Source organism: Pseudoalteromonas ardens (assembly GCF_030125445.1).
GTDB classification, from domain to species: domain Bacteria; phylum Pseudomonadota; class Gammaproteobacteria; order Enterobacterales; family Alteromonadaceae; genus Pseudoalteromonas; species Pseudoalteromonas ardens.
The window spans coordinates 102,007-119,835 of the sequence record NZ_JASJUV010000010.1 but is presented as its reverse complement, the minus strand read 5'-3'; the positions used below and the strand labels follow the sequence as shown (position 1 = coordinate 119,835).

The following is a 17,829-nucleotide window of genomic DNA, read 5'->3' as shown; positions in this document are numbered from 1 at the left end:
TTACACCTCGTCTACCGACTGACCTTGCAGTGCGTGTTTAATTGATACATCCATACGGCGTGATGCAAACTCACTGCTTGCCTCATCCACCTGTTCGATTGCCGCTTTGATCGCTTGAGGATCGGTGGCAGTTAGTCGTGCGTTATCGAGCTCAGCCATCGCATCGCGTAATGCGCTCAGCTCTTGCTCATTGAGTAGGCCACTGTCGGTCGCCAGCGACGCTTCCAGGGCTTCGAGTACGCGCAATGCTTCAACTTGCTGCTCTTTAAGCATACGCGCCTGCATGTCTTCTTTGGCATTACTCATCGAGTCTTTCAGCATTTGGGCAACTTGGTCATCACTCAGGCCAAACGATGGCTTAACCTGGATCTCAGCCTGTACTTCTGTTGATTTTTCCATGGCTGAAACACTTAGCAGGCCATCCGCATCCACTTTAAATGTGACACGAATATGAGCCGCCCCCGCTGCCATAGGGGGAATACCTTTGAGGCTGAACTTAGCCAAAGAACGACAGTCATCAACCAGTTCACGCTCCCCCTGCAAGACATGCAAAGACATGGCTGTCTGACCATCCTTAAACGTCGTAAACTCCTGCGCACGAGCAACCGGGATAGTGGTATTGCGCGGAATGATCTTCTCAACCAGGCCACCCATGGTTTCAAGGCCTAATGACAATGGTAAAACATCCAGCAATAGCATATCTGAATCGGGTTTATTACCCACCAGAATATCCGCCTGGATTGCCGCACCTAAGGCCACCACGCGATCTGGGTCAATGGACGTCAATGGCGGCTTACTAAAGAAGGTTTCAACGGCATTGCGGATCACCGGCATACGGGTTGAACCGCCGACCATCACCACTTCCAGTACTTGCTCTTTTTCAACGCCGGCGTCTTTCAATGCACGACGACATGAACGCAACGTCTTCTTAACCAGAGCGTCTGCCAGTTCGGCAAACTGATCACGGGTAATGGTTACGGTAAACTCCTGATCACGAACAGGGAGCTTCACGTTCACCGTTTCATAGCTGGTCAGTGCTTCTTTGCAGGCCTTCGCTTTGTTCATAAACAAACGCAGTTCTTTAGCAGACAGGTCTGTCAGCCCGGTTTGCTGTTGAAAAACAGTGACCAAAAGCGCATCAAAATCATCGCCGCCGAGGCTTGAATCACCGCCCGTGGCCAGCACTTCAAAGACCCCTTTGTTCAGGCGCAGAATGGAAATATCAAAGGTACCACCACCTAAATCATAAACCGCAATGATCCCTTCCTGACCTGAGTCCAGACCATACGCCACTGCCGCGGCCGTGGGCTCATTAAGCAAGCGCAATACCTTCAGGCCGGCAATTTCAGCGGCATCTTTGGTGCTTTGACGCTGCGCATCATCGAAGTAGGCAGGCACAGTGATCACGGCCCCCATCACATCTTCCCCAGCGAAACTCTCAACGGCGCGCTGATGAAGTGATTTGAGTATCTCGGCCGATGCCTGCACCGGACTGATTGGACCTGCACAGGTCTGAACCGCCAGGCTGCCCTGATGCTCAACAAAGGTATAAGGCAGCTGACCATAACTGCTGGTAATGTCTTGCGCCGTTTTACCTAAAAAGCGTTTCACTGAGATCAGGGTGTTTTCCGGGTCCAGTGCGGCTTCTTGCTGTGCCGTCTGGCCGACGCTGATCTGCTCACCATGGTAACGAACGACCGATGGCAACATCGCATCGCCATTAAGGTCACTAAGGGTTCTGGCCTCGCCACTTTGAACCGTAGCAACCAAAGAATTCGTGGTGCCCAGGTCGATCCCGATGGCCAATTTATGTTCATGAGGTGCCGCGCTCTGCCCCGGCTCAGCAATTTGCAATAATGCCATAATGCTCTTTCACTTTGGTGAAGCTGGTTGTCGCTGTACTACGCAGCAACAACGCATGAATCAGTCGAATAGGCTGTCTTCTATCCGAGATAGCTCGTCTTTCAACTTATAAACAAACTTGAGTTTGCGAATATGATCCGCCGCGCGCTGCAAGGCCGCTTCGTCTTGACTAACCAACAGCTCACCCAGACCAGCACTATATTGCTGCTCCAATTGTCTGGCTTGCGCTTCAAAGGACTCGATTTCTGCTTCTGGGTCGGTACTGTGTGCAATCTCTTCCAGCGCCTCGCGCAGCTCCATTTGCTGCATCAAAAACGCCGGATCTTGCAAGGTTTGTTGCTCAGCACGGATATCAACGCCACGCTCGCTCAACATGTATTCAGCGCGCTTTACTGGGTGTTTCAGTACCGCCAGAGCATCATTGATCTCAGCCGTTTTTTGCACCGCCAATAGTTTTTCTCGTTCACCTAGGTGGGCAAACTTATCGGGGTGAACGGCACGTTGCAGATCTAAATAACGCTGGTTTAAAGCTGCCAGGTCAACCTGATAGCTGACCGGTAAATCGAATAAGTCAAAATATCGCATACGCATCCAATACAGCAAAGCCCTACCAAGGCAGGGCTTTAGAGTTGTTAGTCACAAAAGAGATTATACGGTGAAACTTTCGCCGCAGCCACACTCGTCCTTTTGATTCGGGTTAATGAACTTAAACCCTTCGTTCAAACCTTCTTTCGTGTAGTCCAGCTCAGTGCCGTCGATATAAACCAGACTCTTAGCATCGACGATGATTTTGACGCCCCTTTCTTCAAAAACTTCATCGCCTTCGTCCAGTTCATCTACAAACTCAAGTACATAGGCAAGACCTGAACAGCCGGTCGTTTTAATGCCGACTCTCAGCCCAATGCCTTTACCACGGTTGGCTAAAAAAGTCTGTACTCGGCCTGCTGCCGACTCTGTCAGTGTCACTGCCATAGTTATCTCTTACTTCGCCTGTTTACTCTTGTAGTCTGCAATTGCAGCCTGAATTGCGTCTTCTGCCAGAATTGAGCAGTGGATTTTCACTGGCGGTAATTCTAGTTCAGCACTGATGTCGGTGTTCTTGATTTCACCTGCTTCATCCAGTGTTTTACCTTTAACCCACTCAGTAACCAGCGACGATGATGCGATAGCACTACCACAGCCGTACGTTTTGAACTTTGCATCTTCGATGATGCCTTCACCTGATACTTTGATCTGTAGCTTCATCACGTCGCCACATGCCGGTGCGCCAACCATACCCGTTGCGACACTCGGATCATTCTTGTCTAATGAACCAACGTTACGTGGGTTTTCCACGTGATCAATTACTTTGTTACTGTACGCCATAATTCTTTCCTCACTACCTGCCTATAGTATTAACTTGCTATACACGGATTTGCTTAATGGTGTGCCCATTCAACTGCATCTAAGTCAACGCCATCTTTGAACATTTCCCACAGCGGTGACATCTCACGCAAACGACCAATCGAGTCTTTGATGAGCTTAACGGTATAATCGATTTCTTCTTCAGTGGTAAAACGACCGATGCTGAAGCGGATTGAACTGTGTGCCAGTTCATCGTTGCGGCCCAGTGCGCGCAATACGTAAGACGGCTCCAGGCTCGCTGATGTACACGCTGAACCTGATGACACGGCAATGTCTTTAACCGCCATCAACAGTGACTCACCTTCAACAAAGTTGAAGCTCAGGTTAACAATACCTGGCACTGACTGGTCAATGGCACCATTGAAATACACTTCTTCCATATCCATCACGCCGTCCAGCAAACGCTTACGCAACGTGCTGATGTGGGCATGATCTTTTTCGAAATCTTCTTTGGCCACACGGAAAGCAGAGCCCATGCCCACGATTTGGTGGGTTGCCAGTGTACCTGAACGCATACCACGCTCATGACCACCACCGTGCATTTGCGCTTCAAGGCGTGCACGCGGCTTACGACGAACGTACAAAGCACCGATCCCTTTAGGGCCATATACTTTGTGACCAGAGAAAGACATAAAGTCGACTTTCAGCTGTTGCAGGTCGATCTTTACTTTACCGGCACTTTGCGCAGCATCCACATGGAACATAATTTTGCGCTCGCGACACATCTCACCGATGGTAGCGATGTCCTGAATCACACCCAGCTCATTGTTAACGTGCATAACGCTGATCAGAATGGTATCTTCGCGAATTGCGGCTTCCAGCTTTTTCAGATCCAGCAAACCGTTTTCTTCGACTTCCATATAGGTGACTTCGAAGCCCTGACGCTCCAGTTCTCGACAGGTATCCAGCACAGCTTTGTGCTCGGTTTTCACGGTAATTACGTGCTTACCTTTCTTTTGATAAAAGTTAGCCGCACCTTTGATTGCCAGGTTGTTTGATTCGGTTGCCCCTGAAGTGAAAACAATTTCACGCGGGTCTGCGTTGATTAAATCAGCGATATCATTACGCGCCTGGTCAATCAGCTCTTCTGCCTGCCACCCAAAACGGTGCGAACGTGAGGCTGGATTACCAAAATTACCATCCATAGTCAGGCACTGCATCATCTCGTCTGCAACACGCTGATCAACCGGAGTGGTCGCTGCATAATCTAAATATATCGGTAATTTCATTTCTTTCTCCGCTAGACGCCAGTTTACAGCTGGCAACTCACTTGAATATTCTCTAATTGCTTCATTGCACTGTTAACCCCATTATCCTGACGCGTTGCAACAGACTGCACGTCGGAATTAGCGACTAACTCGGCGAGGGAAATGCTGTTTAAAAATTCTTCAATACGCATACTTAAGTCTGACCACAATGTATGAGTAAGGCAGCGCATACCGCTTTGGCAGCCGCCTCCTTCACCATGACATCGAGTCGCATCTACGGATTCATCGACCGCAGCGATCACATCGCCAACGGAAATAGTATGCGCGTCGCGGCCCAGCAAATAGCCGCCACCCGGTCCACGAACAGAGCTCACTAAGCCGTGTTTACGCAAACGGGCAAATAATTGTTCCAGGTATGACAGAGATATTTCCTGACGTTCGGAAATATCCGCCAGAGGCACGGGTCCAATATTTGCGTGTAGTGCGACGTCCAGCATCGCTGTCACTGCATATCTGCCTTTTGAAGTCAGTTTCATGCGTGCCCCCAGAAAAGTTATCAAGGCGCAAATTGTAATTACCTGACTAAGATAGTCAAGTATTAACCAACAACCAATCGCCCTGTGCTATGCGGATAACACGTAGGTAGGTACTTACCTAGCGTGTTCAATCTGCGCTTATCAAAATACCCGACTAATTTCCTCAGGTATTATGGACATTGTAATTACCTGAGTATTTTAGTCAAGTATTTACGCATGAGATTATTGCAGCGCTTTGGTATATCTCATGCCAAAACGCTAACCCCATCATTTTATTGATTTATTTATTGAGCTTAAAATACCACGCAGAATATTGAGCTCTTGATCTTCCGGACGAGCTCGGTTAAACAGGCGCTTTAGCTTGGTCATGACCATGCCCGGGTGCTGCTTAATGATAAAACCGGTGTCATTCAGAGTAGACTCAAGGTGCTCATAGAACAGTTCCATTTGCTGAGAAGTAGGATACTGCGCGTCGTCCAGCTCAACAGGTTGTTCCTGACGATCCAGGTAGGTCATACGGGTTTCATAGGCCAGCGTTTGCACCGCCATAGCCAGGTTCAGTGAGCTGTACTCCGGGTTTGCCGGAATACACACGTGGTAATTGCACAATTGCAGCTCTTCGTTGGTAAGACCGCTATTTTCACGACCAAACACCAATGCAACCGGGGTTTGCTCTGCACCATCTACCAGCTTTTGAGCACACTCACGCGGGCCAACCATAGGCCAGGATAAAGTACGAGAACGCGCACTGGTACCTATGGTTAAGGCACAATCTGCAATGGCGTCTTCGAGTTTCTCTACCTGAACCGCATTGCCCAGCACGTCAGTTGCACCGGCCGCCAAAGCGCTGGCATGGCTGTCTACCTCACACGCTGGATCCACCAAGTAGAGTTTCGATAACCCCATGGTTTTCATTGCGCGTGCAACCGAGCCGATATTGCCTGAATGGGAGGTATTTACCAGTACAATGCGAATGTCTTCTAATGCCATGTCTTATGCCTCATGAAAAAATAATGGCGGAGTTTAGCACAAACGCGAATTCGCCAGATAGTAAAATCCGGACCAGACGCACCTGAATAGCAAAGGGTCTTTATAAGTGTAAGCCCCACCACACTAATCACCTCATCTAAACTGGCTGAATTTAAATCACTTTCTCAATCTGGTTAAAAAAAGCACATTATTTTTGGCTAAGGGTTATTTACTTTGCAGCAAAAATCGCTAGAATACGCCGGCTCGAAATTTTTAGTTCTTTTACAATTCAAAGGTAATGCTATGCATCCAATGTTAAACATTGCGGTACGCGCTGCGCGTAACGCGGGTAAGGTGATTCTACGTGCTTGTGAAAACATGTCTCAGGTTGAGACTTCACAAAAAGGTTCAAACGACTTCGTAACAAACGTAGATAAAGAAGCGGAACTGGTTATCCGCGACACAATTTTAAAAGCCTACCCGGAGCATGCAATTGTCGGTGAAGAGCTTGGCCACACAGATGGCAAGCAAGCCGATTACCTTTGGGTTATTGACCCGCTTGATGGCACCACTAACTTCATCAAGGGCATTCCACACTTTGCTATTTCTATCGCGCTGAAAGTAAAAGGCCGCGTCGAACAAGCTGTTGTATACGATCCAATCCGTGATGAGCTGTTTACAGCGTCTCGCGGTCAGGGTGCACAATTGAACAGCAAACGTATTCGCGTTACTAAGAGTACTGAACTAGCAGGTTCTGTACTGGCAACAGGCTTTCCGTTCAAACAAAAGCATCACCTGGACGCTTACACTGAAACCTTTAAAGCCCTGTTTATTCAAACCACTGATATCCGTCGCGCCGGTTCTGCGGCGTTGGACATGGCCTATGTTGCTGCGGGTCGTATCGATGGTTTCTACGAGATCGGTCTTAAGCCTTGGGACACAGCAGCGGGTGAACTACTGGTTAAAGAAGCCGGCGGCATGCTGATGGACTTCGCTGGCGGTGCCAACTACAACAACAGTGGAAACATTGTATGTGGTGCCCCTAAACTGTGCCAGGCGATTGTAAAAGAAATTCGCCCAGTATTGACTGAGTCACTACTTAAGTAAGCTGGACGCAAAAGTTATACCAATTTCACTTAATACCTGTTCAATTTGACGGAGCAAATATGACGCTAACTGTGTTAAAAATTTCTCATTTAGAGCCTTTACCTAAGGTATTAGTTCGCAAATTTTTGCCTAGTTATCGACCATATTTTCTCGCCTCAAAATAGAACACTTAATTAAGCAAATTGGTATTAAAAAACCCAAACATGTGTTTGGGTTTTTTTATATCTGACATTAAACCTGAATTACTTAATTTCAACGCGGGCCGAGCGCATCACTACTTCATCATTGAGTTCAATGCCGATCCCCGGCGCTTCAGAGACCTTAAATACGCCTTTTTCTGGCTGAGGATCCTGAAGACATAACTCACGGTTCCACTTTTTAATCGCATAAGTATGGTGCTCATGGATCAGGAAGTTAGGAATGGCCGTTTCCAGATGCAATGAAGCAGCCGTTGCAACAGGTCCGCCACAGACGTGCGCCTGAATGCGAATATCAAAAATATCGGCGTAATCACAGACCTTTTTGGTCTCAGTAAAACCACCACATAAACCAATATCCGGCTGCAATACATCAATACTCTGATCTTCAAAGTAAGGACGAACATCCCAGCGATTATACAAACGCTCGCCACCGGCAATCGGCACCGCAGTTTTGTTAGCGACTTTGGCATGCAGCGAGTGGTTCAGGTAATTGACTGGCTCTTCGTAATACATACAGTCAAATTCTTCTGCAATTTCTGCAATTTGAATTGCAGACGTGGCACCTGGCAGACTGTGGCATTCGAAAATAATATCCACTTCATCGCCCACTGCCTCGCGGATCGCCTGCATACGTGCCCGATATAGCTTCATTTCGCCGCGCGAGATCAATTTAGTACGGTCGTAGTATGTATTGCCGTCTTTATCGTACATGATGGGGTCGACTTTGACTGCATCATACCCTTCTGCCAGCGCTTTGTGTGCTGCCTCAGCATATTCGTGAGGCTGTACCAATGCTTTAAATTCACTGTCCCAGTCAAACTGCAATTGCGACGCGTAAGTACGCAACTCATCATTCACTTTACCGCCCAGTAACTGATATACCGGCAGGTTCAATGCTTTACCTTTGATGTCCCACAAGGCAGTATCAATGGCACTCATGGCAGCATACACTACAGGTCCACCACCTAAGCCCCAGAAGCTCTCACGCAACATGCGAGCCCACAACATTTCGGTCTGGAATGGGTCATGACCAATTAAAAATGCTTCTGCCATTTCTTTAATCATGGCTGCAGCGGCACTGTGTCCCAGGTCGTAGGCCAGGCCCGCTTCACCTACACCAGAAATACCTTCATCGGTGTGGATGCGAACAAAAACCGGGGTCCAGGCTGGTCTGTCCGGACAGTGAATATCAAACACTTCGACGCGATTAACTTTCATTTTGACTCCTATTCGGCAAAGCCAGGATCCAGGCGGTATGCCTTTCTCAACATGGCAGGCCAGGCTAATTGGCCACCGGTGCTACCACTGTGCACCACTTTTGCCTGATTATAAATATTATCCTGAATGGGCTGCGGCACTTCAATCGCCGGACGACCCGTTGCCTGGATCGCGACCTGGATCTCACAGGCACGTTGCAGATCATAAAAACGCATGAAGGCATCGCCGACCGTTGGCCCCACCGTTAAACCACCATGGTTAACCAAGAGCATGTGGTTGGTGGTGCCCAGATCATTCTGCAGCCGCGCTTTTTCGGCCTCATTCACGGCCAACCCTTCATATTCGTGATAAGACAAAGAAGGCAGCGAGAACATACTGTGCTGACTGAGCGGCAACAGACCCCCTTCCAGACTCGCAACGGCAATGGTTTCTTTGGTATGCAGATGGATCACACAATGGGCATCTTCTCGTACTTCATGAATCGCACTGTGAATAGTAAAGCCGGCCGGGTTTATTTCAAAAGGCGTGTCGTCCAGAATATTGCCTTGCAGGTCCACTTTCACCAGATTAGAAGCGGTAACCTCATCAAAACTCAGACCAAATGCATTCACCAGATAATGATCTGTGCCAGGTAAACGGGCTGACATGTGTGTGTAGATCAAGTCGCCCCAGCGAAAATGCTCAACAAGACGATAGCACGCCGCCAGATCAACACGCAGTCGCCACTCTTGCTCACTGACTTTGTCTTTAAGATTGAGTTTTGGCAATTCAAACATGGCTGTTCCTTTTGTTATAAAGCCCAATGTAATTTGGATGTATAGAAGTCTAAAACACTCACCTCCGGGATGCAATGATTCAATCCGGAAGAAAGCATAATCGTCGATGTGGATCAAAAAACCACCGGCAAGCGGTGGTTTTTTTTAATGTTGCCAGCCTACTATAGTTTAGACAGGTAATCGGCAATGGCTTCCAGCTCTGCGTCAGACACGTTCGCAGTCATAGCTTTCATGGCTGCTGACATGCCATTGCTACGCGCGCCAGATTTGATGTCTTTCATCTGAGCCAGCAAATATTCTTTATTCTGGCCGGCCAGTTTAGGATACAAAGGCATGATAGGTGCTTTACCTTCTGCGCCATGACACGTCTGACACATCTTCGCCGTGTACAAGGCCTTACCATCGGCAGCACTGGCTGTACCGGCAGAAAGGGCAGCAACGGCCAGGCCACTGGCTAACATTAATTGTTTCATCTTGCTCATATCTTTTCTCTTCTAATATAACGGATCAATTCAAGTGTAGTCTATGCCGCACTGTTATCCATACACCAATGACGGTGAGCATATGGGTGCAGCCAGGGTACCTACCAAATCAGATCATCAGGCACTTCGAAGTCTGCATAAGGATCGTCTTCGTCCTTATCACTCTGGCCATCTTCCACATGGAAGACGATGTACTTTTCATCGACTTCTGCAATCTTACGAGCAGGTTCATCCTGTAACACGTAGAACTGGCCTTCAAGTACGCAAATTGCCAGTCGACCTTTCGCCAAGGCTTGCTGCGTCTGGGCATTCACATCCAGCTCTTTAACTTTGCTTTCATAAGTAAAGTTGAAGGTCACATTGCCGCGAATTTCTTCCTGGTTATGGTGTTCCAGAATTTGCTTAACCCGGGCGACCTGTTCGCGCTCTTTTAGTTCAGCCTGCTTAGCCTTATTCAGCTCTTCGGCTTTTTGCTGTTGTGCCTGTTTGGTTTGTTCAATGTGTTTTTGCAGATCACTGACGTCGCTGGTTGCACCTTTCTTTTTCTTTTTCTTCTGAGATTTGCGCTTTTCACTCTTCGCAATTTTCGCTTTGTGCTCGGTGGTCAGGCCCGCTTTCAAAAGTTGATCTTGTAGAGATCCCATAATGCCACTCCATAAATCTAGACTGACGCTATTTTAACGCAGTAGACGAATTTGACCACTGCTGCTGGCCGATACGGAAGAAAAATTTTATTAGCCAAAAATCTAACAGAGTCTGAACTAAAAAATATGATTTACCGCAAGTTTTCTCTAATTGGCTTCGCAATTCCATTATCTGACAGGCATAATTTGAGCGCTATTTGGTTATTGTGGATGCGTTATGTCTCTGCCGCACTTGTTGTTGTGCTCCGTCGCCATTTTTTGCGTTTTGTACGCACCCCAGCCGTTATTGTCGGTGTTTGCACACCAGTATCAGATAACACCTGCAAAATCTGGCATGCTTATGTCAGTGACTATGCTACCGCTGGCAATTGCACCTATTTGCTACGGGTTATTATTTACGAAACGTAATCCACTGAAGATCATCAAAGTCGTGATGTTGCTGCTGGCACTGTGTTGCGTTGGGTTTGCGCTCAGCGGGCACTTTCAGTGGATGCTTGCAATACGCTTTGCTGAAGGGTTACTACTCCCGGCTGCGCTGACCGCCATGACGGGATACCTGGGACGCACCTACCAACACAGCCAGCTCAAACGCACGATGAGCTGGTACATTGGCAGCACCATAGTTGGCGGCTATCTGGGTCGTACACTGGCTGCCAACTTTGCCGTGTGGTTCAACTGGCAAAGCTTTTATCTGCTCAATGCTGTGATGCTTGTGTTGCTGGCATGGCGGATCAAACCAGCGCGTGCTCAGGCGGTGAGTAGTCAGGCGAATCATCCATTGGCTTATCTCAAGCCCCTGAAGCAGGTAAATTTGTTGAGTCTCTATGGCGCGGTATTTTGCATGTTTTTTTGCTTTGCGGCGCTGCTCAACTACCTGCCTTTCATTCTCAGCAATGACTACCAGGTAAGCGACCCTCGTCTGATTGGGTGGGTTTATACGGGGTATCTGATCGGCGCGTGTTTGTCTTTGTCGACCCCACTGCTCAGTAAATTATCGACCAGTATGTGGCAGATCCTCAGTGGCTTGTTTGCTTTATACTGCCTGACCATAGTGGGCATGCTGTGGCATCACTTTTGGCTGTTTCTAGTGCTGTTTACTGTGTTTTGCGCCTGCATGTTTATGATCCATGCCAGTGCAGCCCCCCTGGCCAATCAACTCAGTAAAGCCGAAGCCACAGTAACCAATGGCGCCTACGTGTCTTTTTACTATTGTGGCGGCGCGCTGGGCTCTTATCTGCCGGGCATCATTTACCAGCGCTGGGGATTAGTTTATTTTCTGCTTACGTTGCTGTTTGTGTGTAGCGGCGGTTTACTGCTGGTGTGGCGAAATTACTGCCAAACAGAGCCGGATAAAGCGAGCCTGACACACAAATCAACGTAGCCAGAGTCACACTGTCATGACCCGCTCTGGCACAGTCAGCCACACAGGTTGATGACCAGTATGCTGCCAGAAACGCGTTAAATCAGCTAAAGACAGTACCCAGGTCTTGTCATTTTCGAAAGGATGACATTGCCACAGCACAGCATCACTCAGTGCCTCATCCAACCATAACTGGACGTGCTGCTCAGGGTCATTGGCAACCGCCAGCGCAGAAACGCAGCCTGGTTTTATCCCTAAATACTGCTGCAGCCGACTATCAGACGCAAACCCGAGCCGGGATAAACCTTGTTGTTTAGACAATGCCTTGAGGTCAATTTGTTTATTTGCAGTGGTGACCAACAAAATATGTTGTCGGCCATAATTGTCGCGTAAAAATAGGTTTTTCAGTCGTGTGCCGGCGCGTTCAAGTGCCAACTTGTCAGCATCCTGACAGGTTGCCAGAGGGGGATGCTGATAAGCCTGGTAAATGATGTCCAGCTTATTAAGCAACGCCGCCAATTGAGAGACAGTCAGCGTGCTCATTGACAAATACCACGTAACTGCACGCTGCGATCGCGCCAAAACACCTGCTCTATCTTGTAGCCGGACTCACAGTAACGGGCATCACTGAGTGCTTTTTTAAGCCTGACAACCGCTTCGTCTTCCAGTTTGAGTTTCAGTTCTGGCGAGTCCTCGACTCTTTGCTGATCCGCAAAACGCTTTAAATCACGCCGGGATACCGGCTTACTGGTATCCAGATTCATTTGTGGGGTAGCTTTGACCGTAACAACAAACGCGAACTCGTCCTGCCCTTTCGCGTTAACGCGTTGATGTAGTTGTTGACTTTCGACTTCCAGAAGTGGCACCTCTGGCTTACTGCTACAAGCACTGAGCAGCAGTACGGCGCCAAACAGTAGACTCGCACGTATCATAAATTTCTCTGTATTTTTTGCCCAGTGTATCAAAGCAACGCGGTTATTTGGCAAGTTTTTTATGACCAAGACTTGACGCTGAGTAGCGAAATGTTTTAAATTCTCACCGTCAAATCGACACCGGAAGTGGGGCTATAGCTCAGCTGGGAGAGCGCCTGCCTTGCACGCAGGAGGTCAGCAGTTCGATCCTGCTTAGCTCCACCACTTTCCGCCTTTCTCTTATGAAGTTCTTTTTCCTTAACCTGACTGTTATCAGCGCATTAAACTGTTTACTGGGTCATCCTTGTACCCGTAAAAATCAACTTCTGATCTGGCCGTCGCCATTCACCAGGTATTTTTCAGTCGTCAGCGATTCCAACCCCATCGGACCGTAAGCATGCAATTTGGTTGTTGCGATACCAATTTCTGCGCCCAGTCCAAGCTGACCACCATCACTGAACCGTGATGAAGCATTCACCATGACCACCGAAGCATCAACGCTGCGCTGAAACAAGTCCGCAGTCTGCCTATCCTGCGTACAGATCACTTCGGTGTGATGACTACCAAAGCAATCAATGTGTGCCACAGCCGCCCTGAAATCAGCTACTTGTTTAATGGCAATCTCCAGGCTCAGGTACTCTTCACCAAACTCATCATCCGCTAGCACTGTGGCATTGTCGAAATAGCCAGCACTCGCCCGATCGGCATTGATCTTAACACCGCGCTGCTGCAAAGCCTCTGCGGCTTGTGGTAAAAACTGCTCAGCAATGTCCTGATGGACAATCAGCCCTTCAAGTGCATTACACACGCCGGTGCGCTGGGTTTTACCGTTAAGTAGCAACTGCAGCGCCTTATCAAGATCCGCATCCTTATCGACATACAGGTGACAGACCCCTTTAAAATGCTGGATCACCGGCACAGTACTGTTTTGGGTCACAAATTGGATCAGGCCTTCACCACCGCGTGGGATGATCAGGTCAATGTAGTCTTTTTGCTGCATCAGCTCCATCATCAGGCTGCGGTCCGGATCAGGTATCACGCTAATCAACGCCTTAGGCAGGTCGTGAGCTTCCAGCACAGTATGTAACACAGAGGCAATGGCAAGCGAGCTTTGCAGTGCCTCTTTACCACCACGCAGGATCACCCCATTGCCCGATTTAAAGCACAAAGCGCCGGCATCTGCTGTCACATTTGGGCGAGCTTCATAAATCATACAGACGACACCCAAAGGCACCCGCATTTTCCGGATCTCAATGCCATTGGGTCGTGAGCCTAAATCACGCACTGTACCAACCGGATCGGGTAACTCAATAATGGTTTCAATTCCCTGTGCCATATCTTCAATGCGCTCGGGCGTGAGTGTCAGGCGATCAACCATGGCAGCTGGCAACTGATTATCACGTGCCGCCGCCAGATCCTGTTGGTTAGCACCGATGATTGCATCCATATTGGCTCTGAGCGCGCCCGCCATACCACGCAATACCGCGTCTTTTTGGGTGCTGGATAATAGCGCCAGAGTTTTCGCTGCCTGTGCGGCATTATGTGCAATGTCTGTAATTAAGCTCATGAATTTCTTTCCTCAAATACGGCAATATCATTTTGTGAGATAACAGGCCCGATACTATTCTGAACCTGCTCGGTCACTATATCTTTATCCTGCTGGGCAATAAAATTAAGCAAACAACTGCTGTAATTACAGTTTGCTTTTGCCAGCTTCTGACCATCTTCGCTCCTGACCAGTACGGTTTCGCCCGCTGAAAAGTCACCATTGACGGCAACAATGTCATCGCAGCTCAGAGCATCAAACTGGCCAGCTTCAACAATCAACTCTCCCTGCTCTGACGCAGTGTGTGTCATCCAGTGCAGCGCTTCATGCATGGGTGTGTCATAAGGCAGAAAACGCGTTCCCGGGTTAGCACCGTTAAGCAATGCGGTGAAGGTATCTTCGTTAAACCCGTTTACGATATAAGTCACAATACCATGAGAGGTGGCTTTTTCCGCCGCCTGTAACTTAGTTTTCATGCCTCCGGTGCCAACACTGCTGGTCGGGCCGCCCGTCATTGCATAGATCTCCGGGGTGAGTTCACCCACCGTATCTAACAACCTGGCATCCGCGTTTTTATTCGGATCTTTGTCATACAAACCATTCACATCTGAACAAATGATCAGACAATCTGCATCTGCTGCCGCTGCAACCATGGCTGACAAATTGTCGTTATCACCAACCTTTAAATCATCCGTTGTCACCGCATCATTCTCGTTGATAATAGGCAGGATCCCTTGCTCCAGTAAAGTGAACAATGTTTCACGAATATTGTTGTATCGGTCACGGTCTCGTAAATCCCCATGAGTTAGCAATAACTGGGCTGAAGGAAAGTCAAAAAAACGCTCCCAGGTCGAGATCATTTCGGTCTGCCCCGCCGCTGCCATGGCCTTTTTTACCGCCACCGACCTTTTATCTTTGTTCTTAAACAAATGCGACCCTGCGGCCACTGCGCCGGATGACACCAGCAGCACTTCTTTGCCTTTGGCACGGCACTGAACGATGAACTGAGCAATGTTCAGCAGGTAACGAGAGCGACAGCCATCCTGCTCTGGCGCAATTAACGCACTGCCGATTTTTATCACGATGCGTTGAGATGTTTCGATTGACATGTTTTTTCCGTTTTACCTTATATCCTCATGCACGCAGCACCCTGGTTGATACTGCAACACCTCTTCGTCAGCTTACGCGACCATAAAAGATAAGATAACAACGGCTTCGAAATACCCGCTCACACGAATACAGCACGCATTTCGAAACGACATACAAACAGACCCCTGACAAGCATGCACTAAATAATTCAGTACGGGCAAGCACCTGTGGCTGCGAAAACTAAGAAAGATTGATTGTGACCAAAGAGCCTTGCTCTGCTGGTCGAGCCGTTTTTTGCAGGCTCACCATGGTTTGGTGTGGCAAAAAAGGCCTGATCGCAATGAATAATTGCGCACATGAGTAGATTGATGATGGGCGCATAGCCCGCTCGAATAAACGCTTATTACCTTAACGCAGATAACTGAGGCATTGCAACCCTTGCAGATATAGGTGCTTTATGGTCGCCATAAGTGTAATTGATAGTCTATAGATATCACCATATTATGACCAAAAATCAGCGTTACTTACTGGACGGAGACACTGTAAAAAAGTCATGCTTGTTGCTATTTCGAGCAGAACTAACACTTTATTTGTTGTTTGACTGTGCTATAACCAAGCAAACACTATAATTACATTTACCCCAACTTGTGGGAGCAGCTATGTCAGCTATTTATATTGCCGGGATTGCATTATTTTCTGTTTTAGCCCAATGGCTTGCCTGGGTTTGCCGGGTACCGGCTATTTTGTTTTTACTGCTTACGGGTCTGTTGCTTGGTCCTATATCTGGTCAGCTTCAACCGGACCAACTGCTGGGCGATCTACTGTTTCCTGTCGTCTCCCTGTCTGTTGCCATTATCTTATTTGAAGGGGCATTGACGTTACACTTTCACGAGCTTAAAGGGATTGGCAAAGTCGTCAGAAATTTATGTTCTATAGGTATGCTCACCACATTTACCATTCTCACCGCCAGCGCTATCTGGCTGTTAGAACTGGACTGGCGAGTGGCAGCAGTACTAGGCGCTGTATTGGTCGTTACTGGACCCACAGTGATAGCCCCCATGCTCAATGCCATGCGGCCACAAAAAGACATTGATCGGATCCTGCGCTGGGAAGGGATTGTCATTGACCCCATAGGTGCACTCTTTGCCGTCTTGGTGTTTGAAGCCGTCAACCAGGTCGGTGAGGCCGCCGTATTTAGTCATACCATGCTGGCCTTGTTTTCAACATTGGGCGTGGGGACCTCGGTGGGCATTGTTGCAGGCTGGCTCACGACAACTATCATTCGGCGCGAATGGCTCCCCTATGAGCTGCATAAGTTTGGTATTCTGGCATTAGTGCTGTTCAGCTTTACTCTGGCGAACCACCTGAGTCACGAATCCGGCCTGCTGGCCGTGACCATTTTTGGCATCTGGCTTGCCAATCAGGACGATCTGGAGATCGATTCAGTGCTTGAATTCAAAGAAGATTTATCCATGATCCTGATCTCGAGTCTGTTCATTCTGCTCGCTGCACGGCTACAGCTGGAAGACCTCATGCTGCTTGATAGCGACGTGTTCATCTTTCTGGCTATTGTGCTGTTTGTCGCCCGCCCCCTGAGTATTGCTGTATCAACCTTTGGTAGTGATCTGCCACTGCGTTCCCGACTGATACTTGCCTGGATCGCGCCACGCGGCATTGTTGCTGCGGCGGTCGGCTCCGTATTCGCATTGAGTATGATGCAATCAGGTTATCCCGACGCCAACAAAATGGTGCCATTGATCTTTATGGTGATCATTGTCACGGTGATCTTACAAAGTCTGACAGCGACCCCCCTGGCACGCCTGCTCAAAGTTCGCCAGCCTGCGCCCAACACCTTATTACTCATAGGTGCGAATCACGTATCACGCGCCATCGCCAAAGGACTCACAGAGCAAAATGTCGATGTTTACCTGTCAGATCCGGCGTGGGAAAACTGTAAAATGGCGCGGATGGACGGACTGCCCTGTTACTATGGTAACCCGCAATCCGAGCACGCGGAGCGTTACCTGCCCCTGACCAGCCTGAAATCAGTCATGGCGCTGTCTCCCAACCGCCATCATAATGCGCTTGGCGTGCAATATTTTTCGCACCTGCTGGGCGAACAGAATGTATTTTCTCTCAAGTCCTCAACCAACCATGCCAAAGCAAACAAAGACAGTGCCACTTTCTTATCTCGTCAGTTGTTGTTCGGCGATGAAGGTAACTACGCCAAATTAAGCAGCATGATGGCCAAGGGTGGCAAAGTCAGCGCAACCAGATTGTCAGAAGAGTTCACCTGGTCGCAATATCAGGAAGTCAACAAAGAAGCCATTCCTCTGTTTATCATTGGAGAAGCCGGCAAAAACGATGATGGTTTGCCCGTGCGCCCATTTACACCGGATATGAAAAATGCGCCAGGCAGCGGGGAGCGCGTACTGGCACTGCAACCGCCTAAGCTGTCGGTACTCAAAGATCCGGCGCAAAAAGAAGCGCCTATAGGGGAAAAACTCGGCGACTAA

Annotated in this window: 18 protein-coding genes and 1 tRNA gene; 4 read left to right on the top strand and 15 right to left on the bottom strand. The window is 48.6% G+C overall.

Annotated features, from left to right (window positions below; translation table 11 throughout):
* The 7 genes from hscA to trmJ form a co-directional block, all read right to left on the bottom strand.
* A complete protein-coding gene (hscA, locus tag QNM19_RS22400) occupies window positions 1-1,863 on the bottom strand; it encodes a Fe-S protein assembly chaperone HscA (protein ID WP_049864541.1) in 1,863 nt (620 codons plus the stop codon).
* Window positions 1,864-1,923: 60 nt separating this feature from the next.
* Window positions 1,924-2,448 carry a co-chaperone HscB gene (hscB, locus tag QNM19_RS22395; protein ID WP_049864542.1) on the bottom strand — a complete coding sequence of 175 codons (525 nt, stop codon included), beginning with the start codon at window positions 2,446-2,448 and terminating at the stop codon, window positions 1,924-1,926.
* Window positions 2,449-2,511: 63 nt separating this feature from the next.
* Window positions 2,512-2,835: an iron-sulfur cluster assembly protein IscA gene (gene iscA / locus QNM19_RS22390; protein ID WP_010384020.1), complete on the bottom strand. Its 324-nt coding sequence runs from the start codon at window positions 2,833-2,835 to the stop codon at window positions 2,512-2,514.
* Window positions 2,836-2,844: 9 nt separating this feature from the next.
* Window positions 2,845-3,228, bottom strand: coding sequence for a Fe-S cluster assembly scaffold IscU (gene iscU, locus QNM19_RS22385; protein WP_010384017.1), 384 nt, complete (start codon window positions 3,226-3,228; stop codon window positions 2,845-2,847).
* Window positions 3,229-3,281: 53 nt separating this feature from the next.
* Window positions 3,282-4,496 carry an IscS subfamily cysteine desulfurase gene (locus tag QNM19_RS22380; RefSeq protein WP_049864543.1) on the bottom strand — a complete coding sequence of 405 codons (1,215 nt, stop codon included), beginning with the start codon at window positions 4,494-4,496 and terminating at the stop codon, window positions 3,282-3,284.
* A gap of 23 nt (window positions 4,497-4,519) precedes the next feature.
* On the bottom strand, window positions 4,520-5,011 hold the full coding sequence (iscR, locus tag QNM19_RS22375) for a Fe-S cluster assembly transcriptional regulator IscR (protein ID WP_010384014.1): 492 nt from the start codon (window positions 5,009-5,011) through the stop codon (window positions 4,520-4,522).
* 267 nt (window positions 5,012-5,278) lie between these two features.
* On the bottom strand, window positions 5,279-6,001 hold the full coding sequence (gene trmJ, locus QNM19_RS22370; protein ID WP_010384012.1) for a tRNA (cytosine(32)/uridine(32)-2'-O)-methyltransferase TrmJ: 723 nt from the start codon (window positions 5,999-6,001) through the stop codon (window positions 5,279-5,281).
* 282 nt (window positions 6,002-6,283) lie between these two features.
* On the opposite strand from trmJ, the gene suhB reads away from it, so the two are divergent.
* Window positions 6,284-7,087, top strand: a complete 804-nt coding sequence (suhB, locus tag QNM19_RS22365; RefSeq protein WP_010384011.1) for an inositol-1-monophosphatase — start codon at window positions 6,284-6,286, stop codon at window positions 7,085-7,087.
* Window positions 7,088-7,329: 242 nt separating this feature from the next.
* Here suhB and QNM19_RS22360 read toward each other — a convergent pair whose 3' ends face one another.
* The 4 genes from QNM19_RS22360 to QNM19_RS22345 all read right to left on the bottom strand — a co-directional run bounded on the left by QNM19_RS22360 (window position 7,330) and on the right by QNM19_RS22345 (window position 10,407).
* Complete coding sequence (locus QNM19_RS22360) at window positions 7,330-8,505, bottom strand: mandelate racemase/muconate lactonizing enzyme family protein (protein ID WP_010384009.1); 1,176 nt, start codon at window positions 8,503-8,505, stop codon at window positions 7,330-7,332.
* Window positions 8,506-8,513: 8 nt separating this feature from the next.
* Window positions 8,514-9,281 carry a class II aldolase/adducin family protein gene (locus QNM19_RS22355; RefSeq protein WP_049864544.1) on the bottom strand — a complete coding sequence of 256 codons (768 nt, stop codon included), beginning with the start codon at window positions 9,279-9,281 and terminating at the stop codon, window positions 8,514-8,516.
* A 161-nt stretch (window positions 9,282-9,442) separates the two neighbouring features.
* Window positions 9,443-9,763, bottom strand: coding sequence for a c-type cytochrome (locus QNM19_RS22350; RefSeq protein ID WP_010384005.1), 321 nt, complete (start codon window positions 9,761-9,763; stop codon window positions 9,443-9,445).
* Between the two features lie 101 nt (window positions 9,764-9,864).
* The gene (locus QNM19_RS22345; RefSeq protein WP_049864545.1) at window positions 9,865-10,407 is read right to left on the bottom strand and encodes a DUF2058 domain-containing protein; all 543 of its coding nucleotides are present in this window, start codon (window positions 10,405-10,407) and stop codon (window positions 9,865-9,867) included.
* A gap of 217 nt (window positions 10,408-10,624) precedes the next feature.
* Here QNM19_RS22345 and QNM19_RS22340 point away from each other — a divergent pair, with 217 nt between their 5' ends.
* A complete protein-coding gene (locus QNM19_RS22340) occupies window positions 10,625-11,788 on the top strand; it encodes an MFS transporter (protein WP_049864546.1) in 1,164 nt (387 codons plus the stop codon).
* 6 nt (window positions 11,789-11,794) lie between these two features.
* Here the strand turns inward: QNM19_RS22340 and QNM19_RS22335 are convergent, their stop codons facing one another.
* Entirely contained in the window at window positions 11,795-12,310 is a 516-nt protein-coding gene (locus QNM19_RS22335) for a prolyl-tRNA synthetase associated domain-containing protein (RefSeq protein ID WP_049864547.1), read from the bottom strand.
* Entirely contained in the window at window positions 12,307-12,699 is a 393-nt protein-coding gene (locus QNM19_RS22330) for a putative periplasmic lipoprotein (RefSeq protein ID WP_049864552.1), read from the bottom strand. The genes QNM19_RS22335 and QNM19_RS22330 overlap by 4 nt, the downstream gene beginning before the upstream one ends.
* Before the next feature lie 128 nt (window positions 12,700-12,827).
* Here QNM19_RS22330 and QNM19_RS22325 point away from each other — a divergent pair.
* A tRNA-Ala gene (locus QNM19_RS22325) sits at window positions 12,828-12,903 on the top strand.
* 94 nt (window positions 12,904-12,997) lie between these two features.
* Here the strand turns inward: QNM19_RS22325 and QNM19_RS22320 are convergent.
* Together QNM19_RS22320 and proB are read right to left on the bottom strand one after the other, a co-directional pair.
* Window positions 12,998-14,245: a glutamate-5-semialdehyde dehydrogenase gene (locus QNM19_RS22320; RefSeq protein WP_049864548.1), complete on the bottom strand. Its 1,248-nt coding sequence runs from the start codon at window positions 14,243-14,245 to the stop codon at window positions 12,998-13,000.
* The gene (gene proB, locus QNM19_RS22315; protein WP_049864549.1) at window positions 14,242-15,333 is read right to left on the bottom strand and encodes a glutamate 5-kinase; all 1,092 of its coding nucleotides are present in this window, start codon (window positions 15,331-15,333) and stop codon (window positions 14,242-14,244) included. The genes QNM19_RS22320 and proB overlap by 4 nt, the downstream gene beginning before the upstream one ends.
* A 639-nt stretch (window positions 15,334-15,972) precedes the next feature.
* Between proB and QNM19_RS22310 the strand changes: the two genes are divergently transcribed.
* A complete protein-coding gene (locus QNM19_RS22310) occupies window positions 15,973-17,829 on the top strand; it encodes a cation:proton antiporter (RefSeq protein ID WP_284027228.1) in 1,857 nt (618 codons plus the stop codon).

Bases quoted from the DNA above. Each gene is read 5' to 3' on its own strand.
- hscA (WP_049864541.1), bottom strand. From the start codon at position 1,863: ATGGCATTATTGCAAATTGCTGAGCCGGGGCAGAGCGCGGCACCTCAT.
- hscB (WP_049864542.1), bottom strand. From the start codon at position 2,448: ATGCGATATTTTGACTTATTCGATTTACCGGTCAGCTATCAGGTTGAC.
- iscA (WP_010384020.1), bottom strand. From the start codon at position 2,835: ATGGCAGTGACACTGACAGAGTCGGCAGCAGGCCGAGTACAGACTTTT.
- iscU (WP_010384017.1), bottom strand. From the start codon at position 3,228: ATGGCGTACAGTAACAAAGTAATTGATCACGTGGAAAACCCACGTAAC.
- QNM19_RS22380 (WP_049864543.1), bottom strand. From the start codon at position 4,496: ATGAAATTACCGATATATTTAGATTATGCAGCGACCACTCCGGTTGAT.
- iscR (WP_010384014.1), bottom strand. From the start codon at position 5,011: ATGAAACTGACTTCAAAAGGCAGATATGCAGTGACAGCGATGCTGGAC.
- trmJ (WP_010384012.1), bottom strand. From the start codon at position 6,001: ATGGCATTAGAAGACATTCGCATTGTACTGGTAAATACCTCCCATTCA.
- suhB (WP_010384011.1), top strand. From the start codon at position 6,284: ATGCATCCAATGTTAAACATTGCGGTACGCGCTGCGCGTAACGCGGGT.
- QNM19_RS22360 (WP_010384009.1), bottom strand. From the start codon at position 8,505: ATGAAAGTTAATCGCGTCGAAGTGTTTGATATTCACTGTCCGGACAGA.
- QNM19_RS22355 (WP_049864544.1), bottom strand. From the start codon at position 9,281: ATGTTTGAATTGCCAAAACTCAATCTTAAAGACAAAGTCAGTGAGCAA.
- QNM19_RS22350 (WP_010384005.1), bottom strand. From the start codon at position 9,763: ATGAGCAAGATGAAACAATTAATGTTAGCCAGTGGCCTGGCCGTTGCT.
- QNM19_RS22345 (WP_049864545.1), bottom strand. From the start codon at position 10,407: ATGGGATCTCTACAAGATCAACTTTTGAAAGCGGGCCTGACCACCGAG.
- QNM19_RS22340 (WP_049864546.1), top strand. From the start codon at position 10,625: ATGTCTCTGCCGCACTTGTTGTTGTGCTCCGTCGCCATTTTTTGCGTT.
- QNM19_RS22335 (WP_049864547.1), bottom strand. From the start codon at position 12,310: ATGAGCACGCTGACTGTCTCTCAATTGGCGGCGTTGCTTAATAAGCTG.
- QNM19_RS22330 (WP_049864552.1), bottom strand. From the start codon at position 12,699: ATGATACGTGCGAGTCTACTGTTTGGCGCCGTACTGCTGCTCAGTGCT.
- QNM19_RS22320 (WP_049864548.1), bottom strand. From the start codon at position 14,245: ATGAGCTTAATTACAGACATTGCACATAATGCCGCACAGGCAGCGAAA.
- proB (WP_049864549.1), bottom strand. From the start codon at position 15,333: ATGTCAATCGAAACATCTCAACGCATCGTGATAAAAATCGGCAGTGCG.
- QNM19_RS22310 (WP_284027228.1), top strand. From the start codon at position 15,973: ATGTCAGCTATTTATATTGCCGGGATTGCATTATTTTCTGTTTTAGCC.